16 protein-coding genes and 1 riboswitch are annotated in these 21152 nt (G+C 71.5%); of the genes, 4 read left to right on the top strand and 12 right to left on the bottom strand.

Going from position 1 to position 21152, the window contains the following annotated elements; translation table 11 throughout:
- Nucleotides 1–8: 8 nt before the first annotated feature.
- Nucleotides 9–944 carry a hypothetical protein gene (locus tag ACIQM4_RS00485; RefSeq protein ID WP_401583929.1) on the bottom strand — a complete coding sequence of 312 codons (936 nt, stop codon included), beginning with the start codon at nucleotides 942–944 and terminating at the stop codon, nucleotides 9–11.
- Nucleotides 945–1453: 509 nt separating this feature from the next.
- Between ACIQM4_RS00485 and sepH the strand changes: the two genes are divergently transcribed.
- On the top strand, nucleotides 1454–2542 hold the full coding sequence (gene sepH, locus ACIQM4_RS00480; protein WP_401583926.1) for a septation protein SepH: 1089 nt from the start codon (nucleotides 1454–1456) through the stop codon (nucleotides 2540–2542).
- A gap of 83 nt (nucleotides 2543–2625) precedes the next feature.
- Here sepH and ACIQM4_RS00475 read toward each other — a convergent pair whose 3' ends face one another.
- On the bottom strand, nucleotides 2626–3453 hold the full coding sequence (locus tag ACIQM4_RS00475) for a sulfurtransferase (RefSeq protein WP_401583923.1): 828 nt from the start codon (nucleotides 3451–3453) through the stop codon (nucleotides 2626–2628).
- Nucleotides 3454–3699: 246 nt separating this feature from the next.
- Here ACIQM4_RS00475 and ACIQM4_RS00470 point away from each other — a divergent pair, with 246 nt between their 5' ends.
- The gene (locus ACIQM4_RS00470; RefSeq protein WP_401583920.1) at nucleotides 3700–4473 is read left to right on the top strand and encodes a VOC family protein; all 774 of its coding nucleotides are present in this window, start codon (nucleotides 3700–3702) and stop codon (nucleotides 4471–4473) included.
- A gap of 214 nt (nucleotides 4474–4687) precedes the next feature.
- Here ACIQM4_RS00470 and ACIQM4_RS00465 read toward each other — a convergent pair whose 3' ends face one another.
- Nucleotides 4688–4930 carry a hypothetical protein gene (locus tag ACIQM4_RS00465; protein ID WP_401583917.1) on the bottom strand — a complete coding sequence of 81 codons (243 nt, stop codon included), beginning with the start codon at nucleotides 4928–4930 and terminating at the stop codon, nucleotides 4688–4690.
- A 391-nt stretch (nucleotides 4931–5321) separates the two neighbouring features.
- Between ACIQM4_RS00465 and ACIQM4_RS00460 the strand changes: the two genes are divergently transcribed.
- Nucleotides 5322–9095: a DNRLRE domain-containing protein gene (locus tag ACIQM4_RS00460; RefSeq protein WP_401583915.1), complete on the top strand. Its 3774-nt coding sequence runs from the start codon at nucleotides 5322–5324 to the stop codon at nucleotides 9093–9095.
- Nucleotides 9096–9170: 75 nt separating this feature from the next.
- Here the strand turns inward: ACIQM4_RS00460 and ACIQM4_RS00455 are convergent, their stop codons facing one another.
- From ACIQM4_RS00455 to ACIQM4_RS00435, 5 genes are all read right to left on the bottom strand, one after another.
- Nucleotides 9171–9800, bottom strand: coding sequence for a hypothetical protein (locus ACIQM4_RS00455; protein ID WP_401583912.1), 630 nt, complete (start codon nucleotides 9798–9800; stop codon nucleotides 9171–9173).
- Between the two features lie 74 nt (nucleotides 9801–9874).
- Nucleotides 9875–10525 (bottom strand): thymidine kinase, encoded by a 651-nt coding sequence (locus tag ACIQM4_RS00450; RefSeq protein ID WP_401583909.1) that lies wholly within the window; start codon nucleotides 10523–10525, stop codon nucleotides 9875–9877.
- An 82-nt stretch (nucleotides 10526–10607) separates the two neighbouring features.
- On the bottom strand, nucleotides 10608–11798 hold the full coding sequence (locus ACIQM4_RS00445; protein WP_401583908.1) for an alkaline phosphatase family protein: 1191 nt from the start codon (nucleotides 11796–11798) through the stop codon (nucleotides 10608–10610).
- Nucleotides 11798–12394 carry a DUF5998 family protein gene (locus ACIQM4_RS00440; protein ID WP_401583905.1) on the bottom strand — a complete coding sequence of 199 codons (597 nt, stop codon included), beginning with the start codon at nucleotides 12392–12394 and terminating at the stop codon, nucleotides 11798–11800. The genes ACIQM4_RS00445 and ACIQM4_RS00440 overlap by 1 nt, the downstream gene beginning before the upstream one ends.
- A gap of 64 nt (nucleotides 12395–12458) precedes the next feature.
- Nucleotides 12459–15539 carry a GNAT family N-acetyltransferase gene (locus ACIQM4_RS00435; RefSeq protein WP_401583903.1) on the bottom strand — a complete coding sequence of 1027 codons (3081 nt, stop codon included), beginning with the start codon at nucleotides 15537–15539 and terminating at the stop codon, nucleotides 12459–12461.
- A gap of 137 nt (nucleotides 15540–15676) precedes the next feature.
- Between ACIQM4_RS00435 and ACIQM4_RS00430 the strand changes: the two genes are divergently transcribed.
- Complete coding sequence (locus ACIQM4_RS00430; protein WP_189823340.1) at nucleotides 15677–15958, top strand: HPr family phosphocarrier protein; 282 nt, start codon at nucleotides 15677–15679, stop codon at nucleotides 15956–15958.
- Nucleotides 15959–16156: 198 nt separating this feature from the next.
- Here ACIQM4_RS00430 and ACIQM4_RS00425 read toward each other — a convergent pair whose 3' ends face one another.
- From ACIQM4_RS00425 to ACIQM4_RS00410, 4 genes are all read right to left on the bottom strand, one after another.
- Nucleotides 16157–16816 carry a GntR family transcriptional regulator gene (locus ACIQM4_RS00425; RefSeq protein WP_401583900.1) on the bottom strand — a complete coding sequence of 220 codons (660 nt, stop codon included), beginning with the start codon at nucleotides 16814–16816 and terminating at the stop codon, nucleotides 16157–16159.
- Between the two features lie 230 nt (nucleotides 16817–17046).
- On the bottom strand, nucleotides 17047–17841 hold the full coding sequence (locus ACIQM4_RS00420; RefSeq protein WP_401583897.1) for a M23 family metallopeptidase: 795 nt from the start codon (nucleotides 17839–17841) through the stop codon (nucleotides 17047–17049).
- A gap of 13 nt (nucleotides 17842–17854) precedes the next feature.
- Nucleotides 17855–18023, bottom strand: a riboswitch (cyclic di-AMP (ydaO/yuaA leader).
- A 291-nt stretch (nucleotides 18024–18314) separates the two neighbouring features.
- Nucleotides 18315–19682 (bottom strand): M16 family metallopeptidase, encoded by a 1368-nt coding sequence (locus tag ACIQM4_RS00415; RefSeq protein ID WP_401585978.1) that lies wholly within the window; start codon nucleotides 19680–19682, stop codon nucleotides 18315–18317.
- Nucleotides 19683–19708: 26 nt separating this feature from the next.
- The gene (locus ACIQM4_RS00410; protein ID WP_401583894.1) at nucleotides 19709–21085 is read right to left on the bottom strand and encodes a M16 family metallopeptidase; all 1377 of its coding nucleotides are present in this window, start codon (nucleotides 21083–21085) and stop codon (nucleotides 19709–19711) included.
- Nucleotides 21086–21152 lie beyond the last annotated feature (67 nt).

Below are 21152 nucleotides of genomic sequence, written 5' to 3'. Positions count from 1 at the left end.
GCGGCGCGTCACGGGGCCTGGGTGCCCGCGGGAGGCACCGGGGCCCGCAGCTCCCCGCCGGCACCTTCCTGGGCGCCGCCGGAACCGTCCGCGCCCTCGCCGGAGCCGCCGTCCTGCCCGCCCGGGTCGGTCTTCGGGGACTCCTTCGCGGGCGGTGTCGGCTCGGGCGAGCCGCCGCCGTCGTCCGAGCCGCCCGTGCCCGGGTCCGGCCGGGGGGTGGAGCTCGCGCCGGGATCCGGGGTCTGCCCGCCGCCCGTGCCGTCCGTGCCGTCCGTCCCCGTGCCGGGTTCGGTACTGCCGTTGCCGGCGTCCTGGCCCGGGGTCTCGCCGGTGCCGGGGGTGCTGCCGTCGGGGCCCGTGGTGGCGGGGGGCTGCTCGGCGGGCGGGGCCTTCTTCTCGCCGCCGCCGCGGACGAAGTTCTCCACGCTGGTGCCCTTCCTGCCGCTGAGGTCCTGGTCGGAGATCAGTTCGTAGGTGGTGATCCCGCCCATCGCGACCGCGAACACCACCGCGGCGGCGATGGCCGAGCGTTTCCACCCGCGCACGCGCGTGCCGTGCACGGTGCCCTCGGTGAACTCGCCGTCGCCCGGGACCTGCCCGTCGCCCAGCCCCGTCGGTACCTCGACCGAGCGCAGCACCCGCGTGGCGTCGTCGACGTACAGCTGCCTGCCCTTCGGCTTGGCGTGCACGGTGACCTCGCGCAGCTGCTCGCCGGTGCGCCGGAAGAAGTGCTGAAAAATCGTTCCGCCACTGGTCGCGACCACGCTGACGACACCTGCGCCGATGACCGTTCCGTACACACCCAGCTTGGACGCCAGCACGGCGGCGACCACGGCGGCCACTGCGCTGCCGGCGACCTGCGCGACGCTCAGGTCGATGCGGCGCTTCGCCGGTTCTCCGCCGGTATCCAGCTTCTTGTCCATCTCCAGCCCCTGTTTACCCATCTGCTCCACCTTGCTACAGGAGTGGACTTTTGGGCGAAGCGAAAAGTTCCGCTTCTGAACTTTCTGTGAATCAGGACACCCCTGGGCGTCGCACCGCGCTCACGGGGCAGGAGGGTCCCTACGGGGTTGACTCCGTCGGGGGAGCTTGGCAACTCCCTTGCGCGGGGAGAACTTCGATGGCGCGCCGGTCCACCCATGTGGCCCGAATGGAGTACTGTGGCGAGCCCTGGATCCGGTCTCCCCATGGGCGTCCGGACCCTACGGGAGGGGGCCGAACGGCACTCGCACCGGCGGCGCCAAGGCATCGACGGGTACCTGCTACACAGGGTGACGAACGGTCACTTTGCGTCGACAACAGGTCACCGTGCCATAACGGCGAACCAGGGCGCAACGCCCGACACGCCGGGCAACACGGCAAGGTAGTGGCAGGCTGCACCCGGGCAGGCCACACTCGACTAGCGGAAGCAGCGACGCACGTGACGTCGGCAGGCACCACCCGGGAGGTCCCCATGCCCGAACTGCGTGTCGTGGCCGTCAGCAACGACGGCACACGGCTGGTTTTGAAGGCTGCGGACAGCACGGAGTACACGCTTCCGATCGACGAGCGACTGCGTGCCGCCGTCCGCAACGACCGCGCCCGCCTCGGCCAGATCGAGATCGAGGTGGAGAGTCACCTCCGCCCTCGCGACATCCAGGCGCGGATACGGGCAGGAGCCTCCGCCGAAGAGGTCGCCCAGATGGCCGGGATCCCGGTCGACCGGGTGCGCCGCTTCGAGGGCCCCGTGCTCGCCGAGCGCGCCTTCATGGCGGAGCGCGCCCGCAAGACGCCGGTCCGCAGACCGGGGGAGAACGCGGGCCCCCAGCTGGGCGAGGCGGTGCAGGAGCGGCTGCTGCTGCGCGGCGCCGACAAGGAGACCGTGCTGTGGGACTCCTGGCGCCGTGACGACGGCACCTGGGAGGTGCTGCTCGTCTACCGCGTCGCGGGCGAACCGCACTCGGCGAGCTGGACGTACGACCCGCCGCGCAGGCTGGTCGCGGCCGTGGACGACGAGGCGCGTTCGCTGATCGGCGAGAGCGACGACATCCCCTCGGCCCCCGAGCCGAGCTTCCCGTTCGTGCCCCGGATCGCGCGCCTCCCGCGTGACCGGCCGTTGGACCGCGCCCTCGACCGCTCGCTGGAACGGCCGCTGGACCGTGCGTTGGACCGGCAGCTGGAGCGCCCCACGGCGCCGGCCGCGCTGGAGGCCGACGAGGGCGCGGGCGACCGCGACTCGCTGACCAGCCTCCTTGAGGCGGTGCCCAGCTTCCGGGGCGACATGGTCGTACCGGAACGACCTGCTCCGCCCGCTCCTCCCGAGCCTCCGTCCCCGATCGACCTGGACGACACCGAGGCCGTGGCGGAGGAGCCGCCCGCCGCGTCCGCGGGAGCCGCGTACGCGGACGTACTGATGCCGCGCGCCGTGGCCGGCCACCGGGACCGGCTGGTGGGCACGACGGACCGGCAGGCGGAGGCGGACGGGGTGCGTCCGGGCCGCCGGGCGGCGGTGCCCAGCTGGGACGAGATCGTCTTCGGCACACGGCGCAAGAAGCAGGAGTGACGCAGCAGCAGGAGTGGACGGCGCTACGCCGTCGTGACGAGGGGCCCGTACGCCGGACGTACGGGCCCCTGTCATCGTTACGGCTACTGCGGGTCGGGGCCGGTGGCCACCGGCCGGGACCCGTCGAAGGACCACTCGGACCAGGACCCCGCGTACAGCGCCGCCTCGATGCCCGCGATCTCCAGGGCCAGCACCTCGTGCGCGCCGGAGACTCCGGATCCGCAGTAGACGCCGACGGCCGCGGCCTGCGGGGCCCCCAGCGCCCGGAAGCGGTCCTTCAGTTCGGCCGGTCCCAGGAAGCGGCCGTCCGCGCCGGTGTTCTCGCCGGTGGGGGCCGAGACGGCGCCCGGGATGTGCCCGCCGACCCGGTCGACGGGCTCGACGTCGCCCCGGTAACGCTCCGCCGCGCGCGCGTCGAGCAGCAGCCCCCGGCGCGCCAGTTCCGCCGCCGCGTCCGCGTCCAGCAGCCCCAGAGCGCCGGGAACCGGCCGGAAATCGCCCTCCGCCGGGGTCACGACCTCCGTGGACAGCTCGCCTTCCCAGGCCGCGAGCCCGCCGTCCAGCACGCGTACGTCCTCGTGCCCGGTCCAGCGCAGGAGCCACCAGGCGCGGGCCGCGGCCCAGCCGAGCCCGCCGTCGTACACCACGACCGGCGCCGCCGCGCGGACGCCCGCCGCACGCATCACCGCGCCGAACTCCTCCGGGTCGGGCAGCGGGTGCCGGCCGCCGGGGCCGGGAGCGCCGGCGAGTTCGGCGTCGAGGTCCACGAAGACCGCACCCGGCAGGTGTCCCGCCTCGTACTCGGGGCGCAGGTGCGGTCCGCCGAGCTGCCAGCGGACGTCGAGGAGAACGGGTGGGCGGGGTCCTGCCGACTCGCCTGCGAGATCGGCTGCGGAGATGATGGCGTTCATAGGAGCCATCCTCGCGCAGCACCTGGCCCGGCCGGCCCGGTACTCGGGGCCGACCGTCTCGTAACGAGGTCGAAACGGGACGCGCGGCGCGGCCGGGGCGCGCCACGCGCCGGGTGGTGCAAGCATCTGCACGGGGCACGGAACCGTACCGCACAACGGCGTGCACGCCCCGTAACGGCCGGTGCGCCGCGCTGCGCCGGCCGTCATCCTGTACGGCCACCACGAATGGTCCGAGGAGACGAGACGATGACCGAGGCCGCCGCACGGCACACGCCCGGCACCCCGTGCTGGGTGAGTCTGATGGTGCACCGACTGGCCGGCACCCAGGAGTTCTACGGGGCCCTGTTCGGCTGGGAGTTCCGGCCCGGGCCCCAGCAGCTCGGACCGTACGTCCGGGCCCTGCTCGACGGGCACGAGGTGGCCGGCATCGGGCAGCTGCCGGCCGACCGGCACCTGCCCACCGCCTGGACGCCCTACCTGGCGACGGACGACGCCGGGGAGTCCGCGCAGGCGGTCTACAGCAGTGGCGGCACCGTCGCGGTGGGCCCGTTGGACGCGGGGGACGCGGGGCGGATGGCGATCGCGTCGGACCCCTCGGGCGCGGTGTTCGGGCTCTGGCAGGCGGCGGCCCACCTGGGCGCGAGTACCGCCGGGGCGCCGGGGACACCGGTGTGGAACGAGCTGGTCACGCGTGAGACGGCGAGCATCGTGAAGTTCTACCAGGCGGTGTTCGGGTACGAGGCGGAGGCGGTCGTCTCGGCTGACTTCGACTTCACGACACTGCTGGTCGACAAGAGGCCGGTGGCCTCGCTGCACGGCGTGGGACACGCGCTCCCCCGCGACCGGGGCGCGCACTGGATGACGTACTTCGAGGTCCTGGACACCGACGAGGCCGCCCAGCTGGTCCTGGACCTCGGCGGCCATGTCATCAGACCCCCGCACGACGGCGCGACGGGCCGCGCGGCGGTGGTCTCGGACCCGGAGGGGGCGGTGTTCACGATCGTACGGTCGCAGCGCTGATCTGCCGATCGTACGGACACGGCGCGGATCTGCCGATCGTACGGTCACGGCGCCGGTGCGAGGGTCGTCGGCCTCGGCGCCGGTAGTGGTCTCGTGGTCGGCATCGGCGAAGTCGTTCTCGATGGCCTCCGTGGTGGGGCCGACGTCGGCGCCGAAGAGGTTCTCGTGACGGATGCTCAGCGCGGGGTGTCCGACGTCCGGAACCACGGCCGCGTCAACCGGCGTTGGCGATGCCAGGACTGACCGCCGACCGTAGCCGCACCTGGAACAGGTCGCCGTACTTGTCGATGGCCCTGCTCAGAAAGGCCACCTGGTCGCCCCGCATCGCGGGCAGCGCGGTCAGCTTCTCCCGGAACCCCAGGCTCGGGACCGGCCGGGGCCCCTTTCCGCCTCCGGTGACCGTGGCGCGTCGCGGCCGGGGTGGGCGGGAGTTCGTACCTCGCACAGTCGTCGACAACGCATTCTCCTCGGTCGCACCACGGAGGATCCGCACGTCCGGCCGACCACGGTTCGATGAACCGTCCGTCCTGAATGCGTGATTGCTGCCCGGCTCGGCTGACACCTCGCCGACAGCGCCGGGAGCGCGTCGCCCCGCCCGCCGGTCCACGCCGTGGTGCGTTTTCGGCGCACCACAGAGCGTGACATGTTCACGTAATTTTCACAGCCTCCACGCGAGCTCCCATACAACCGTGCCCGGGGTCACACAAGTGCCTCACAGAAAGCCGCATTCGACAGGCGGCCTGGACCTACCGTCAGCCCCTGATCAACTTCAACAAGAAGTTGCAGACGGGAGTCACACGTTGTCCACGCACATACCCGGGGGACCCCTCCGGGCCAAGCACAGACGGGTGGCCGTCGCAGTCGCGACGGCGCTGCTACTGACGGCGGAAGTCACCGTTCTGAGCAGCAGTCAGGCCCTGGCCGCCGACACCGAGAAGCCGGCCGCCGCCACGGCCTCGCCGCGCGAGGCCGGCAAGGAAGCGATCTTCGCGTCCGACCTGGCCTGGGCCCAGAAGCACAGCAAGCGCGGCATCCCCTGGGCACTGGCCGAGGCGAAGTCGTCGGGCAGCAGGACGCTGGTCCCGGACGAGACCACACCGACGAACCTCACCTACGCCAACCCCGACGGGAGCCTGACCTCCGAGGTCACCGCCGGCCCCGAGCGGATGTGGCGGGACGGCAGGTGGGTTGAGGTCGACGCCACGTTGACCACCACCGCTGACGGAGGAGTACAGGCCAAGGCTCACCCCGAGGGGCTGACCCTCGCGGCCGGCGGCGGGGCCCCCGCCCGCTCACTGCGGGCCGCACAGGACGACGCGGGCCGCGACCTGGTCACCCTGGGCACCGGCGACGAACAGGTGACGCTCCAGTGGAAGGGCGGCCTGCCCAAGCCCACCCTGGACGGCACCACCGCCACCTACAAGGACGCGGTGCCCGGCGCGGATGTGATCGTGAAGGCCACCCGTACCGGCTTCGAGCAGTTCGTGACGCTGGGGTCGAAGCCGACGGAGGGCAACTACACCTACACGCTGCCGCTGAAGGCCAAGGGCCTCAAGGCCACCGCGCAGAAGGACGGTTCGGTGCTGTTCACCGACACCGAGACCGGGGTCAGGAAGGCCACCATGCCCGCCCCGGTGATGTGGGACGCGAGCGTCGGTGAGATCTCGGGCAAGCACGAGAACCGCACCCGCGCCGGCATGAAGGTCATCGACCACGGCAGCGGCAACATCGACCTCCAGGTCACCCCGGACGCCGCCTTCCTCGCCGACCCGAAGACGCAGTACCCGGTGACCGTCGACCCCTCGACGTCCGCGCTCGGCAACACCTTCGACACCTATGTGCAGCAGGGCGAGACCACCGACCTCGGCGGGGAGACCGAGCTCGACTTCGGCAACCCCGGTACCAAGAACGCCGACGGCACCCCGCGCACCGCCCGCACGCTGATGTCGTGGAACAGCGAGCCGTTCGCCGACGCGCTGGTCTCATCGGCCAGCGTGCAGCTGTACAACTTCCACTCCGGTGCCACCGACTGCAAGGCGCAGGGCTGGACGGTGTGGAACACCGCCGCCGGTTCCTCTGCTTCGCGCTGGACCAGCCAACCCGAGTGGATGCAGCAGTACGCCGCCAGCACTCAGACCGCCGGCTATCCCACCGGCTGCACCACCACCGCCGACGGGTGGATCAAGGCCGACGTCACCGACCTGGTGAAGGTGTGGGCCTCGGCGAAGCAGGCCCGCGGCCACATGGGCGTGCGCGCCGCCTCCGACGACACCAAGGGCTGGAAGCGGGTCAACTCCCGTAACGCCACGGCCAATCAGCCCAAGCTGACGGTCAACTACAACTACCGTCCCGGCGACGGCACCGCCCAGCAGGCCGGGCCGCCGTTCAGGTCTTACGCCGGGGTGTGGGCGGTCAACACCACCACGCCCACCCTGCGGGACAAGTTCACCGACGCCGACGGCGACAAGGTCAACGGCACCTTCCAGGTCTACGACGCCGCCACCAACAAGCCCATCACCACCACCGCGGGCGACGGCGCGATCGTCTCCGACTCCGTCGCCCCCGGCGAGTGGGCCTCGGTGAAGGTCCCCGCCGGGCAGCTCGTCAACGGCAAGACCTACAAGTTCCGCACCAACGCCTACGACAACAGCCACTACAACCTCAACTTCTCACCGTGGCGCGAGTTCGTCGTCGACACCACCGCGCCGAGCGAGCCGAAGAGCATCTCCTCGACGGTCTACCCGGAGAACTGGGGCGGCGGCGGCGCGGGCGTCGAAGGCCGTTTCGACGTCACCACCGGTGATGCGTCCCCGTACGAGGTGCAGTACCGCATCGACCCGTACGAGGACGACGCCGACGACTACGGCTGGTCCTCCGTACGTACCACCACCACGGCGACCAGGGCTGTGGCACCCGAAGCCTCCTACACCGCGATCCCGGCCGCCGACGGCAACCACCTGACGCAGACCCGAACCGTGGACCGGGCGGGCAACGTGGGTCCGATCAGGGACTACGGGTTCACCGCCGGGAACCGGGACTTCAACCGCGCCCAGAAAATCGACATCAAACTGCCCCAGCCGGACCTGAGCTCCGACGTCGCGGCCTACCTCAACGCCCCGCAGCGCATTGCCGACTGGAAGCAGGGCACCTCGTCCCGCACCACGGTCAAGGGCGGCGAGACAGTCACCCTCACGCCGAAGGACGAGCGGTCGCTGGACGGAACGCGTAAGGCTGCGAAGGAACTCGCCGATCAGAAGAAGATGCGGGCCCCGTCCTACCCCGACCCGGTCGTCACCGGCTCCTGGTGCCAGCCGTCGCTGTTCGGACAGGCCCAGAAGTCGCTGATCACCCGTAACGAAGCCTGCGTCTTCTACGACCTGAACTACTCGAAGACGTACTACCTCCAAGGCGTCGAGATCGCAGAACATCACGCCAAGTTCGAGGTCGCCTTCCAGGTCAAGACCGACCCGCACGACGGGACGATCAAGACCTGGATCCAGCTGAACCCGGTCTTCAACGACTTCCCCGGGGACGACAGGTCCGTACTGTTCGGCGACGGCAACCCCATCGCCCACATCGACTCGATGTGCTACAGCAGCGCGTGCGAGGGCGGCACCGACAGCAAGGACGTGCGGAACTTCGACTTCTACGGCGACCTCAGCTGGACGGGCGGCGGCAACAACACTCCGGCCGACTCCCACATGGCCACGGGTACCGCCACGCACAAGTGGGACGGTTCCACCATCGGCGCAGGACCCTCCGATGCCGGCCTCTCCCGGGAGCTGCCGGTCTGGTTCATCTACAACCCGGAGAGCGAGTACGTTCCGGTCGAGGGCAAGGACAAGGACATCGACGGCGGCGATTCCCGGTCCCCCGGCATCGATGTGCGCTGCGACAAGGTCGCTTCCTACGGCACGCCGGGGTGTGTGCTGACGCAGTACGTACCCGAGTACCGGATGGACGCCGCCCGTTACCCGGCTGCTGCGGCTCACCTGTGGATGGTGCAGAACAAGTCCGGGGTCAAGGGCCTTGGGACGCTCGGCAAGCCGCTGCACTACCGCCCCGACGCTGACAACGGCCGTGTGAACTCCACCTGGACGAAGAAGAAGATCCGCAGCCGCGTCTGCGGCTACTACAGCGGCAGCCGAACCGACGGCTATGTTCCGGCCAAGGGGTTCGTGCCTCATCCCAAGACGTACCTGCACCCGGAGTACCGCCCGCAGATCCCCCTGCCGACACCGGACAAGGTGAACTGCGACGAGGTGCCGTTCGCCTCGACCTACGAGACCGTGGGCCTGCCCGCTTCCGCGGGCGGCCTGAATCCGGCGGGCACGGCCGGTGGCGGCGAGTGCGTCCAGACCGTGGCGGCGAAGGCCGACGACGGCAGTGAACACCTCCTGGACGACACCCGCTACGACGCACCGACGTTCAGCGAGAAGTGCGGTCGCTCCTCGATGTCGGGGTTCGTCAACCAGGGCGCGATGAGCAAGTACGGCAACGAGTTCCTGGCACACATGCGGGTCACTGACGGCGACGCCTACGCCGTCGACCCGGGCAGCTCGTGGTTCACGGGCTGCGCCACCGGTGCGGCGAGCCTCGTCTGTGAGATGAAGAAGCCGTAACCACCCGTCCCTGCCGGGGTCCCGCCAGCCAGGCGGGGCCCCGGCAGGATCTGCCCGGGGCCTGCCGAGGTCCGTTCAGTGGACCGGGCGCCAGTGCTCCAGCGCATCGTCCAGCAGGGGCGCATCGGGGTCGTCCCAGATCAGGCAGCCCCACACCAGGCCCGGCACATCCGTGCCCATGGCATCGGCCGGCCCTTCCACCAGCGTGCGGTGAACGGCCTCAAGGTAGGCGGCGATCGACGGATGGCCGGGCTTGTCGCAGGCCAGGTTGTCCGGCATCGACCAGTAACCGACGCCGTCCGCGCCCGCGTAGTGCCCGTACTCAGGGCCCGTTTCGTCGCCCGTCAGCCACGGAACCACCGCAGAGCCCCACACATCGCCGCGGCCGCTCTCGGGCAGCCGCGGCCCGAGCGCAGCCGCGGGGCCGAGCAGGACCCCGCCCGGCAGGAACGCCCCCGAAGCTACCTCCCCCGCCTCCTCGTTGGCCTCGATGTACTGGTGCTCCACACCACCGCACAGCCGCCACAGCTCGGCCAGCTCCACAGGAAGACCGAAGTTCAGCGACTGCCTGAGCCGGGCGTCGGCGTCCTCGATGGCCTGCTCGGGAGCAGGCGGAAGCAGCGAGGCATACGAGACCGGGGCATTCGCCTTCAGCCAGTCAGCCAGACGGTTCCAGGCCACTTCTACGTTCTGTTGACTGCTCATGCCAGCAACCTATCGCGGGGCCGAGACACACATTCTGATCGCCCGAAGCAGGTCGCGTCGGCGCCCCCCTGACGTCAGCTGGAGGAAACCGGCAGCACGTCCGGTGACAGCGCACCGGCCTGCGCCGACGCGCTCGTCATCCGCCTGCGGTGATGGCGCCGGCACAGCACCTCGTACCCCACGGCCTCCGCCGGCCGGTCCACGTCCCCCACCACGACCTGCTCACCCTCGACCACCATCGCCCCGCCCACCGTGCGTGCGTTGTGTGTCGCCCGAGCCCCGCACCAGCACATCGCCTCGACCTGCAACGTCTCCAGCCGGTCCGCCAGTTCGATCAGCCGCTGCGAACCGGGGAACAGCCGGGTCCTGAAGTCCGTGGTGATGCCGAACGCGAACACGTCCAGATCCAGGTCGTCCACGATCCGCGCCAACTGGTCGATCTGCTCCGGCGCGAGGAACTGTGCCTCGTCCACGATCACGTAGTCGACCCTGCCGCCCCGCGACACCTGGTCCACCACGTACCCGTACAGATCCCGCCCGGGGCCCGCCTCGACGGCCTCAGTCACCAGGCCCAGACGGGACGACAGCTTGCCCTCACCGGCCCGGTCGTCCCGAGTGAAGATCACTCCTTGGAGGCCTCGCGCGGAGCGGTTGTGCCCGATCTGGAGCGCCAGAGTGCTCTTCCCGCAGTCCATAGTTCCGGAGAAGAACACCAGCTCGGACATCAGGAACGGAGCCTTTCGGGCGGGGCGGGGCGGGCGTGGAGGGATGGGGCGGGCATGTGGGGGGTGGGGTGCGGTCGCGGTGCTACGTGCGTACTTCGAGGAGCGGGACGAGCTGTTCCACGGGGGTCATCGAACCGTGCATGCCGGTCATCGAGGACTCCCCCGGCTCGTTGCGCGAGGCGGTGATCACCACGTCGTCGTGGGCAGCGGCGACCACGTCGCCGATCCGGCCGAGCACCCGTTCGTCGACGTGCGGGCCGAACCAGCCCGCACGGATCGCCTCGTCGCGGCTCGCCACCCAGAACTGTTCGCCCAGCACCTCGCGCCAGACCGCCAGCACGTCGGAGGCGGCGCCCGGCACCGCGTAGACGTGCCGGGCGCGGCCCTCGCCGCCCAGCAGGGCGACGCCCGCGCCCAGTTCCCAGTCCTCGTCGAAGTCGATGCGGGACTGCTCGTCGAAGGGGATGTCGATCATGCCGTGGTCGGCGGTGATGTACAGGGCGCTGCGCGGCGGAAGCTGCTCCGCGAGGCGCTGGGCGAGCCGGTCGACGTACATCAGCTGACCGCGCCAGGCGTCGGAGTCGACGCCGTAGCGGTGGCCGTTGCCGTCGACCTCGCTGTAGTACGTGTAGACCAGCGAGCGGTCGTCCGCCGCCAGGTGGCGGGCGGCGAGGTCCATCCGGTCCTCACCGGTGAGGCGGCCCTGGAAGGTGCCGCCGCTCAGCGCGATCTTGGTGAGCGGGGTGTGCTGGAAGTCGGGGGACGACACCTGCGCGGTGTGCACGCCCGCCGCGTCCGCCAGCTGGAAGACCGTCGGGTACGGCTGCCAGCTGTGCGGGTCGGCCCAGGGGCGCCAACGCAGCTGGTTCATCAGGGCGTTGGTGTCCGGGTTGCGGACCGTGTACCCGGTCAGCCCGTGTGTGCCGGGGGCCCGACCGGTGCCCACCGAGGCGAGCGAGGTCGCGGTGGTGGAGGGGAAACCGGCGGTCAGTGGCAGTCCGGTGCCGCCGCGCGAGGTGCCGAGGAGGGAGTGGAGGTACGGAGCCTCCTGCGGGTGCGCCTTGATCTGCTCCCAGCCGAGACCGTCGATCAGGAACACGCAGTTCCGGTCGGCCGGGGTCAACTCACCGATGGAGGCGGTCATTCCGGGCACTTGCATGCCCGCGGCCAAGGTGGGCAGCAGATCCGCGAGGGAACCGGAGCCGTACTGAGGGACCGGCGCGGTGTCGAGCGCGAGGGGGACGGGGTCCTGCCAGGCGGCGGGCAGCGCCATCAGCGGGTGGCGGAGCCGGTCGCGGCCGTGGCCTCGGACAGCGCCTGCGCGAAGACGAGGGTCTGCTTCACGGTGTCCGGGCCGTCGCCGGCCTCGCTGACCCGCAGGCTCAGGTCGTCGGCGGTGGAGCTGCCGGTGTAGCCGTGGTCGGCGTCGCAGTTGGGGTCGCCGCAGGCGGCGGGCTCCAGGTCGAGGCGGGCGACCGCGCCCCAGCCGATGGTGAGCACGACCTCGCGGGGCAGCGTGCCCGGCACGTACTTCTCGGGGTTGGCGACGACCCGGCTGACCACGACGGAGGAGATCCGGCCGATCTTGACGGACTCGGTGGACGTCGTGGCGTACGGCGTCGGGGAGCTCGTGTCGGCGTTCTGCTCGTCGGTGTGGCTGACGATGAACCGGGTGCCGGTGAGGACGAGGACCGTGACGTGCCGGCGGACCTCGTTGGAGTCGAAGGTGGTCTCCTGGTGCACCAGGTACGAAGAGACGGGCTCCGCGCCGACAGCGGCCTCCACCGCTTCGGCCACAAGAGCCGGGTAGTAGCCGCTGCGCTCGATCGCTGCCCGCAGCCCCTGGGTCGTCGTACCGGTCTTCGCCATGCCTTCCATCCTACGGGCCCCGGGAGGGCGGATGTCCCTTGCGTCGGGGGCGGGCCGTGGGGGTTCAGTAGCTCGGGAGACGGCGGGGGCCCAGGTCGTTCCGTACGGCGGGGGGTGCGAGGCGGACGGTGGCACCGAGCACGGAGAGTCCGTCCGGGGCGACGACCACGGGTTCCAGCGCGATCGCGACCACCTCCGGGTGGTCGTCGACCAGCCGGGAGACGCGTAGCAGCAGTTCTTCCAGGGCGGCGGTGTCGACGGGCGCGGAGCCCCGCCAGCCGAAGAGGAGCGGCGCGGTCCTGATCGTCCTGATCAGTTCGGCGGCGTCCCGGTCGGTGGCCGGGACGAGCCGGTGCGCGGTGTCCCCGAGCAGCTCGGACGCCGCCCCGGCCAGGCCGAACGAGAGCACCGCCCCGGCGGCCGGGTCGATGCTGGCCCGTACGACGGTGTCCACGCCGCGCGGCGCCATGGCCTGCACGACCGGCGAGAGCTCCGCCGGTTTGCCGAGGGCCTCGGTCAGCTCGGCGTACGCCCGCCGCAGGTCGTCCTCGTCGGCCAGGTCGAGGCGTACGCCGCCGAGGTCGGGGCGGTGGCGCAGGTGCGGCGCGGTGGTCTTGAGGGCCACGGGGTAGCCGAGACGCTCCGCGGACTCGACGGCGCGGTCGGGGGTGGGCGCGGGCAGGGCGTCCCGTACGTCGATCCCGTACCGGCCGAGCAGCTCCCGCGCGGCGTCGGGCCCGAGCGGCAGACCGCGCGGGTCGGCGTCCTCGGCGAGCAGCGCGTCGATCTGGGCGGCGGCCCCGGCCTCGTCGATGTCGTCGTACTCCGGCACCTTGCCTGGCTCGGCGGCCTCCCGCCGCCACCGCGCGTAACGAACGGCCTCGGCCAGCGCCCGCACGGCACGCTCGGCGGCCGGATACGCGGGAATGCGGCGAACGGCTGCCCCGGGTGCCGGGTGGGGGGCGGGGGTTCCGGGGTCGGGGGCGTCGGTCCCGGGGTGCGGGGGCGGGGCTTGCGGCTGGGGCTGCGGCTGCGGGGAGGCGGGGGTTTCGGAGGCCGGGGCCTGCGACTGCGGGGAGGTCGGGGCCTCGCGGTGCGGGGTCAGGGCCTGCGGCTGCGGGGACGCGGGTGTTCCGGCGTGCGGGGTCAGGGCCTGCGGGGACGCGGGTGTTCCGGTGTGCGGCGGGCGGGTTTCCGGTTGCCGGGGAGCACTCGCCCGCGAGGGGTCCTGCGGAGTGTTCCTGTGTGGGGCCGTGCTCGTCGCCGCGGCCAGGGCCTCCGCGAGCTCGCCCATCTCCACGTGGACCACCGCGACCGGCTTCGCCGGGGACGTCGCCGCGGCCTCGCGCAATGCCGTCGCCAGTACCTCGCCGTCGCCGGACTCCGTCGTTCCGCTCTCGCCGACCCAGGGGATCGCCGTCACGACGACCGCGTCGCACGACGGGTCCGCGAGCGCGGCGGACAGCGCCTGACGGAAGTCCGCCGGGGTGGCGCCCGTCGTGAGGTCGTGCGGCGGGAGCGGACGCAGCCCTTCCGCGATGCACGCGTCGTACGTGAGGAGGCCGAGCGACTCGGAGTTGCCGAGAATCGCGGTACGCGGACCGCCCGGCAGCGGCTGCCCGGTCAGCATCAGGCCGGCGTCGACGAGCTCCGTGACGGTGTCCACGCGCACGACTCCCGCCTGCCGGAACAGCGCGGAGACAGTGGCATCCGGAATTCGCGCCACCGGTACCGCGTGCCCCGGTGGCGTACTCCCGCTGTGGCGGGCGCCCTTGACCACCACGACCGGCTTCACGGCGGCGGTGCGGCGGGCCAGGCGGGTGAACTTGCGCGGGTTGCCGATGGATTCCAGGTAGAGCAGGACCGCGTCGGTGTCCGGGTCCTCGTAGCAGTACTGGAGGAAGTCGTTCCCCGAGACGTCGGCGCGGTTCCCGGCCGAGATGAACGCGGAGACCCCCGCGCCGCGCCGGTGCAGGCCGGACAGGAGCGCGATGCCGATGGCGCCCGACTGGGCGAACAGGCCGATCCGCCCACGTTCGGGGGACCGCGGCGCCAGAGATGCGTTGAGGCGTACGAGGTCGGAGGTGTTGATGATGCCGAACGCGTTGGGACCGATGATCCGCATCCCGTACGAGCGGGCCTGCCGTACCAACTCCCGCTGCCGCTCCCGTCCCTCGGCGCCGCTCTCGGCGTACCCGGCGGCCAGCACCACGAGTCCCTGGACGCCGCTCTCGCCGCAGTCCGCGACGACCTCCGGCACCTGCGCCGCGGGCACCACGACCACCGCGAGGTCCACGGGGGCGCCGATCTCCGCGACGCGGCGGTAGGCCGGGACGCCGTCCAACTCCTCGGTACCCGGGGGGAGCGCCGCGTTCACCGCGTAGGTACGGCCGGTGAACCCCGTGGCGACGAGGTTGCGCAGAACGCTGCGGCCCACGGACTGCGCGGAGCGCCCCGCACCGACGACCACGACGGAGCCCGGCGACAGCAGCCGCTGCACGGAACGTGCCTCGGCGCGGTGCTCACGCGCCCGCTGCACGGCGAGGGAGCGGTCGGTGGGCTCCAGGTCGAACTCCAGGTGGACGACGCCGTCCTCGAAGGAGCGCTGCTGCTGGTAGCCGGCGTCCGTGAAGACTTTGATCATCTTGGAGTTGGCGGGCAGCACCTCGGCGACGAAGCGGCGGATGCCACGCTCCCGGGCGACGGCCCCGATGTGTTCGAGGAGGGCCGAGGCGACCCCGCGCCCCTGGTGGGCGTCCTGCACGAGGAAGGCGACCTCGGCCAGGTCGGCGTCGGGTCCCGAGGCGGGCAGTCCTTGGGCGTTGATGCGGTCGAAGCGCACGGTGGCGATGAACTCGCCGCCGACGGTGACCGCGAGACCGACCCGGTCGACGTAGTCGTGGTGGGTGAAGCGGTGCACGTCCTTGGCGGACAGCCGGGGGTAGGGCGCGAAGAAGCGGTAGTACTTCGACTCGTCGGAGACCTGCTCGTAGAAGCTGACGAGACGGTCGGCGTCCTCGGTGGTGATGGGCCGGATCCGCGCGGTCCCGCCGTCGCGGAGCACGACGTCGGCCTCCCAGTGGCCGGGGTAGGCGTGGTCCTGGTCCCGCTTCACCTGATCCGCACCGTCCGCAGCCATGGCCATGGGGGCAGCCTACGACTCGCGGGCCCTCGGGGAGCGGGGCAGTCTGGTCCTGTCCGGCGGGACTTTTGCCGGGCAGAGCAGCCCGCACCACATGAGAGACTGGTCTAGACAACCGTTAGAACATGAAGGGCAACACCATGGTTGAGCGCCGCGTCACCGTCGGCTGGGCCGAGGGCCTGCACGCCCGCCCCGCCTCCATCTTCGTCCGCGCCGTCACGGCGACCGGCGTCCCCGTCACCATCGCCAAGGCGGGCGGCAACCCGGTCAACGCCGCGTCGATGCTGGCGCTGCTGGGCCTGGGTGCGCAGGGCGGCGAGGAGATCGTTCTCGCTTCCGAGGCCGAAGGTGCGGACGCGGCTCTGGACCGTCTCGCGAAGCTGGTCGCCGAGGGCCTGGACGAGCTCCCCGAGACCGTCTGACCTTCTCGGGCCCCATTGGGCCGCGCCCGTACGGGCGAATTCTGCAGCGGAAGCCGCGGCACCCAGAATTCGGGGGCCGCGGCTTCTTTGCTGTCCCAGGGAATTGGGTGGGGGGCGCGGTTGCGTCCTGGGGAAAGTGGATTACGAAGATGTATGCGTGCCCGGAAATGTACGGAAGTCCTGTATACGGCCCTGTTGTTAAATCCGGCCGCCCGCCACGTTGACGGCATGTTGCGGAATCCTCATGCGGTACGAGGCCGTCGTCCGTTCCGCGTGCCGCGCGGTCAGCGCCCTGGCCCGGTCCGCGTCGCGCCTAACCACCGCGTCGACGATCGCACCGCGCTCCGCCCATGTCTCGGCGGGACGGGCCGCCCGTTCCGCCACGTACATCCAGGCGATCTTGTGCTGCAACTGGGTCAGCAGGGTGATGAGGCCGGGGCTGGCGGACGCCTGGGCGAGAGTCTCGTGGAACCAGCCGGTGAGGGCTCCCAGGTCCTCGCCCTCCGCCCGCCCGGCCCGCTCCTGCCCCAGCCTGACCAGCCCGCGGAGCACCTTGAGGTGCGCCTCCGTCCGCCGAACAGCCGCACGCGCCGCACCCAGCGGCTCCAGCAGCGCACGCATCTCCAGCAGGTCCCCGGCCTCCTGCGCGGTCGGCTCCGCGACGCAGGCGCCCGCGTGCCTGCGCAGGGTCACGAAGCCCTCGGCCTGGAGGGTGCGCAGCGCCTCGCGGACCGGGACGCGCGAGACGCCGTACCGGCGGGCCAGGACTTCCTCGGTGAGCCGGCTGCCCCGTGGCAGGACGCCGGACACGATGTCGTCGCGGATCGCCCTGCACACCGAATGCGCGGGAATGCGCATGACCCGACCTCCGTCTGCCCGCCGAAGCAATTCGTCAACCGCATTGCAACGTACGGGAATTACGGCGGAGTTGTCATGACGTCACGGAAACAATTCCGGTGCCGTCGGTGCACGCGATTTCTTCCGCCCCCTTGAGTAACCTCCGTACGCCTGGGCATGCCGAAGGCCCCGGCTCACGAGGAGCCGGGGCCTTCGGGACAATCCGCTCCCGATGGGAGCGGCAGGTTCGGTCAGACGCTGACGCCGTGGCCGCGCAGGTAGGCGACCGGGTCGATGTCCGAGCCGTACTCGGGCGAGGTACGGGCCTCGAAGTGCAGGTGCGGGCCCGTGGAGTTGCCCGTGGAGCCGGAGAGGGCTATCTGCTCGCCGGACGCGACGGACTGGCCGACGGAGACACCGATCGAGGAGAGGTGGCCGTACTGGGTGTACGAGCCGTCGTTCATCTTGATCACGATGTTGTTGCCGTACGCCCCGCCCCAGCCGGCCTCGACGACGGTGCCGGCGCCGACGGCGACGACGGAGGTGCCGGAGGCGGCGTGGAAGTCGACGCCCGAGTGGCTCCCGGAGGACCACAGCGAACCGCCGGACTGGTAGCCGGTGGAGACGTACGAGCCGGCGACGGGCAGCCGGAAGGCGTTGAGGCGCTTGCGCTCCGCCTCGCGGGCGGCGCGCTCGCGGTCCTCGCGCTCCTTCTTGGCCTTGGCCTCCGCCTTGCGCTTGGCCTCGGCCTTGCGCTCCGCCTCGGCCTTGCGCTCGGCCTCGGCCTTCTCGTAGGCCTGCTTCTGCGCGGTGGCCTGGGCCTCGACCTGGGCGGTGAGGGTCTCGGTCACGGAGTTCTCCATGACGACGGCGCGGATGGTGCCGGTGTCCTCCGCGGCCATGTCGTGCTCGGCGGCGATGGCCTGCGGGGCCAGCGTTCCGATGACACCGGTCGTGGTGAGGGCGGCGACTCCGGCGATTTTTGCGCTCTTGCGCGACAGCACGGAGGGACGCCGGTGCTTCCCGGCGGCACGGGTGAACGCCATGAAGTGGCTGTTTCCTTTCCTTCCTTCTCGCCTACCGGGTTAGCTGACGGGTTCGGAGCAGGAAGGTCTCCTACGGGCCCCACCGGCCCGATGAGGGCGATGGCGTCCGATTCACCCCAGGGACTGAGTGGGTCCCCGGCTCCCCAGGCTCGCGCCTGACGGGGACTCGGCGATGACTGCCCGGTGCCGCGGTTGCGACGCACTTCGACGGACAGCCGGACCGACGCTAAGCGGCACTTCTTTCAATCACCAAACAGACAGCCCCTTTTGTAACGGAGCCCACACGGCAGACAGGCAACCTCTCCAATAAATCGGACATAAGGGAGGACCCCGACGACCTGCCGGTCGCCGGGGCCCCTCTTGTCCTGATTTGTACGGGTTGACCGGCTGACCTTTGATCGGTCATCCGGTCAACCGGGCGCCGTCGACCGATCACCCTCAACGGTCTTCGCCGGCTGTTCTCCGTAGGCCGGTCAGCCCGTGACGACCGTGACCTCTCCGATGTCCAGTGCCCGTACGGCGTCCGCGATCCGCGCGGCGTCACCGACCAGAACCGTGACCAGCTTGTCCACCGGGAACGCGCTGACCACGGCCGCGGTCGCCTCCACGGTGCCGGTCGCGGCGAGCTTCGCGTACAGCTGCGCCTGGAAGTCGTCGGGCAGGTGCTGCTCGACCTGGTCGGCCAGGGTGGCCGCGACGGCCGAGGCCGTCTCGTACTTGAGCGGGGCGACGCCCACCAGGTTCTGCACGGCGACGTCACGCTCGGCGTCGGTGAGGCCCTCGGCCGCGAGCGTCCGCAGGACCTTCCAGAGGTCGTCCAGGGCGGGACCGGTGGACTCGGTGTCCACGGAGCCGCTGATGGCCAGCATGGCGGCCCCCGTGCCCTCCGCCGTGGAGCGCAGCACCTGGCCGAACGCGCGGACGCCGTAGGTGTAACCCTTCTCCTCGCGCAGGACGCGGTCCAGTCGCGAGGTGAGGGTGCCGCCGAGGCAGTACGTGCCGAGGACCTGGGCGGGCCAGACCCGGTCGTGCCGGTCGGCGCCGATGCGGCCGATCAGCAGCTGGGTCTGCACCGCGCCGGGGCGGTCCACGATGACCACCCGGCCGGTGTCGTCCGCGGTCACCGGCGTCGCCGGGCGCGGGGCGGCGGTGTTGCCCGTCCACTCCCCCAGCGTGTCGGCCAGGACGGCGTCCAGGTCGGTCTCGGTCAGGTCGCCGACCACCACGGCGGTGGCGGTGGCGGGCCGCACGTGCGCCTCGTAGAAGGCGCGGACGGCCGCGGAGTCGATGGCCTTGACCGTCTCCTCGGTGCCCTGGCGGGGCCGCGACATCCGCAGGTCCGCCGGGAAGAGCTCCTTGGAGAGCTGCTTGGCGGCCCGCCTGGACGGGTTGGCCGCCTCGTGCGGGAGCTCGTCGAGACGGTTGCGTACGAGGCGCTCGATCTCGGCGTCCGCGAACGCGGGGGCGCGCAGCGCGTCGGCGAGCAGCCCGAGCGCCTTGGGCAGCCGGGAGACCGGGACCTCCAGGGAGACCCGGACACCGGGGTGGTCGGCGAACGCGTCGAGGGTGGCGCCGCAGCGCTCCAGCTCGGCGGCGAACTCCTCGGCGGAGTGCTTGTCGGTGCCCTCGGTGAAGGCGCGCGACATGATCGTGGCCACGCCGTCCAGGCCCTTGGGTTCCGCCTCCAGCGGCGCCGCGAGGAAGACCTCGACGGCGACCAGCTTCTGGCCGGGGCGATCGCAGCGCAGCACGGTCAGGCCGTTGGCCAGGGCGCCGCGGTCGGGGGCCGGGAAGGCCCACGGGGTGGCGGGGCCCGCCTGCGGCTGCGGGTGGAACTGCATGTCGCTGGTCACAGCTGCGGTCTCCGTCACTGGTCCGCCCCTTCGTGCTGGTCTTCCTGTACGTCGTCGGCGGCCGTGCCGTCGGCGGACCCGGCGGCGGCCGCGAGCGGCTCGTACACCAGGGACGCGCGGTTGTCCGGGCGCAGACGCGCCTCGGCGACGGCCCTGACCTCGTCCGCCGTCACCTCCAGCACGCGTCCCACCGCGGTCAGGGCGAGCTGCGGGTCGCCGAACAGCACGGCGTACCGGCAGAGTTCGTCGGCGCGGCCCGCGACCGTACCCAGCCGGTCCAGCCACTCGCGCTCCAACTGGGCCTGGGCGCGCTCCATCTCCTCGGCCGTCGGGCCCTCGGCGGCGAACCGCGCGAGCTCCTCGTCGACGGCCACCTCGACCTGCGGGATCTCGACGCCGCCGGACGTCTTGACGTCCAGCCAGCCGAGCGAGGGGGCCCCGGAGAGGCGCAGCAGTCCGAAGCCGGCCGCCACGGCCGTCTGATCGCGTCGCACCAGTCGGTTGTGGAGTCGGGAGGACTCGCCGCCGCCGAGGATGGTGAGCGCCAGGTCGGCGGCGTCCGCCTCGCGGGTGCCGTCGCTGGGCAGCCGGTAGGCGGACATCAGCGCACGCGCCGGGACCTCCTCCTCGACGACCTCGCGCAGTTCGCCACCGATGACGTCGGGCAGCGCGCCGTCGCGCGGCGGCTGCTTGCCGTCGTGCGAGGGGATCGAGCCGAAGTACTTCTCGACCCAGGCCAGCGTCGCCTCGGGGTCGATGTCGCCGACCACGGACAGCACCGCGTTGTTGGGCGCGTAGTACGTACGGAAGAAGGCGCGGGCGTCTTCCAGCGTGGCCGCGTCCAGGTCGGCCATCGAGCCGATCGGGGTGTGGTGGTAGGGGTGGCCCTCGGGGTACATCAGGGCGGTGAGCTTCTCGAAGGCGGTGCCGTAGGGCACGTTGTCGTAACGCTGGCGGCGCTCGTTCTTGACGACGTCGCGCTGGTTCTCCATGGACTCGTCGTCGAGCGCGGTGAGCAGCGAGCCCATCCGGTCGGCTTCCAGCCACAGCGCCAGCTCCAGCTGGTGCGCGGGCATCGTCTCGAAGTAGTTGGTGCGCTCGAAGCTGGTGGTGCCGTTGAGCGATCCGCCGGCGCCCTGCACCAGCTCGAAGTGCCCGTTGCCGTGCACCTGGGCGGAGCCCTGGAACATCAGGTGCTCGAAGAGGTGCGCAAGGCCCGTACGGCCCTTGACCTCGTGGCGGGAGCCGACGTCGTACCAGAGGCAGACCGCGGCGACCGGGGTCAGGTGGTCCTCGGAGAGGATCACCCGCAGACCGTTCGCAAGCCGGTGCTCGGTCGCTGTCAGGCCGCCGGAGCCGGCCTGCGCTGTGGCCGTGTGACCCATGGGCATGTACGTCCCTTCGATCGCGTGTGGATCAGGTCCTGCAATTAGGTCCTGCCACTGTATGCAAGCGCAC

It is taken from the genome of Streptomyces sp. NPDC091272 (assembly GCF_044757485.1).
Lineage (GTDB): Bacteria > Actinomycetota > Actinomycetes > Streptomycetales > Streptomycetaceae > Streptomyces.
The sequence above is the reverse complement of the archived record's forward strand: the minus strand, read 5'-3'. Positions and strand labels throughout refer to the sequence as shown.

Bases quoted from the DNA above. Each gene is read 5' to 3' on its own strand.
- ACIQM4_RS00485 (WP_401583929.1), bottom strand. From the start codon at position 944: ATGGGTAAACAGGGGCTGGAGATGGACAAGAAGCTGGATACCGGCGGA.
- sepH (WP_401583926.1), top strand. From the start codon at position 1,454: ATGCCCGAACTGCGTGTCGTGGCCGTCAGCAACGACGGCACACGGCTG.
- ACIQM4_RS00475 (WP_401583923.1), bottom strand. From the start codon at position 3,453: ATGAACGCCATCATCTCCGCAGCCGATCTCGCAGGCGAGTCGGCAGGA.
- ACIQM4_RS00470 (WP_401583920.1), top strand. From the start codon at position 3,700: ATGACCGAGGCCGCCGCACGGCACACGCCCGGCACCCCGTGCTGGGTG.
- ACIQM4_RS00455 (WP_401583912.1), bottom strand. From the start codon at position 9,800: ATGAGCAGTCAACAGAACGTAGAAGTGGCCTGGAACCGTCTGGCTGAC.
- ACIQM4_RS00450 (WP_401583909.1), bottom strand. From the start codon at position 10,525: ATGTCCGAGCTGGTGTTCTTCTCCGGAACTATGGACTGCGGGAAGAGC.
- ACIQM4_RS00445 (WP_401583908.1), bottom strand. From the start codon at position 11,798: ATGGCGCTGCCCGCCGCCTGGCAGGACCCCGTCCCCCTCGCGCTCGAC.
- ACIQM4_RS00440 (WP_401583905.1), bottom strand. From the start codon at position 12,394: ATGGCGAAGACCGGTACGACGACCCAGGGGCTGCGGGCAGCGATCGAG.
- ACIQM4_RS00435 (WP_401583903.1), bottom strand. From the start codon at position 15,539: ATGGCCATGGCTGCGGACGGTGCGGATCAGGTGAAGCGGGACCAGGAC.
- ACIQM4_RS00430 (WP_189823340.1), top strand. From the start codon at position 15,677: ATGGTTGAGCGCCGCGTCACCGTCGGCTGGGCCGAGGGCCTGCACGCC.
- ACIQM4_RS00425 (WP_401583900.1), bottom strand. From the start codon at position 16,816: ATGCGCATTCCCGCGCATTCGGTGTGCAGGGCGATCCGCGACGACATC.
- ACIQM4_RS00420 (WP_401583897.1), bottom strand. From the start codon at position 17,841: ATGGCGTTCACCCGTGCCGCCGGGAAGCACCGGCGTCCCTCCGTGCTG.
- ACIQM4_RS00415 (WP_401585978.1), bottom strand. From the start codon at position 19,682: ATGCAGTTCCACCCGCAGCCGCAGGCGGGCCCCGCCACCCCGTGGGCC.
- ACIQM4_RS00410 (WP_401583894.1), bottom strand. From the start codon at position 21,085: ATGCCCATGGGTCACACGGCCACAGCGCAGGCCGGCTCCGGCGGCCTG.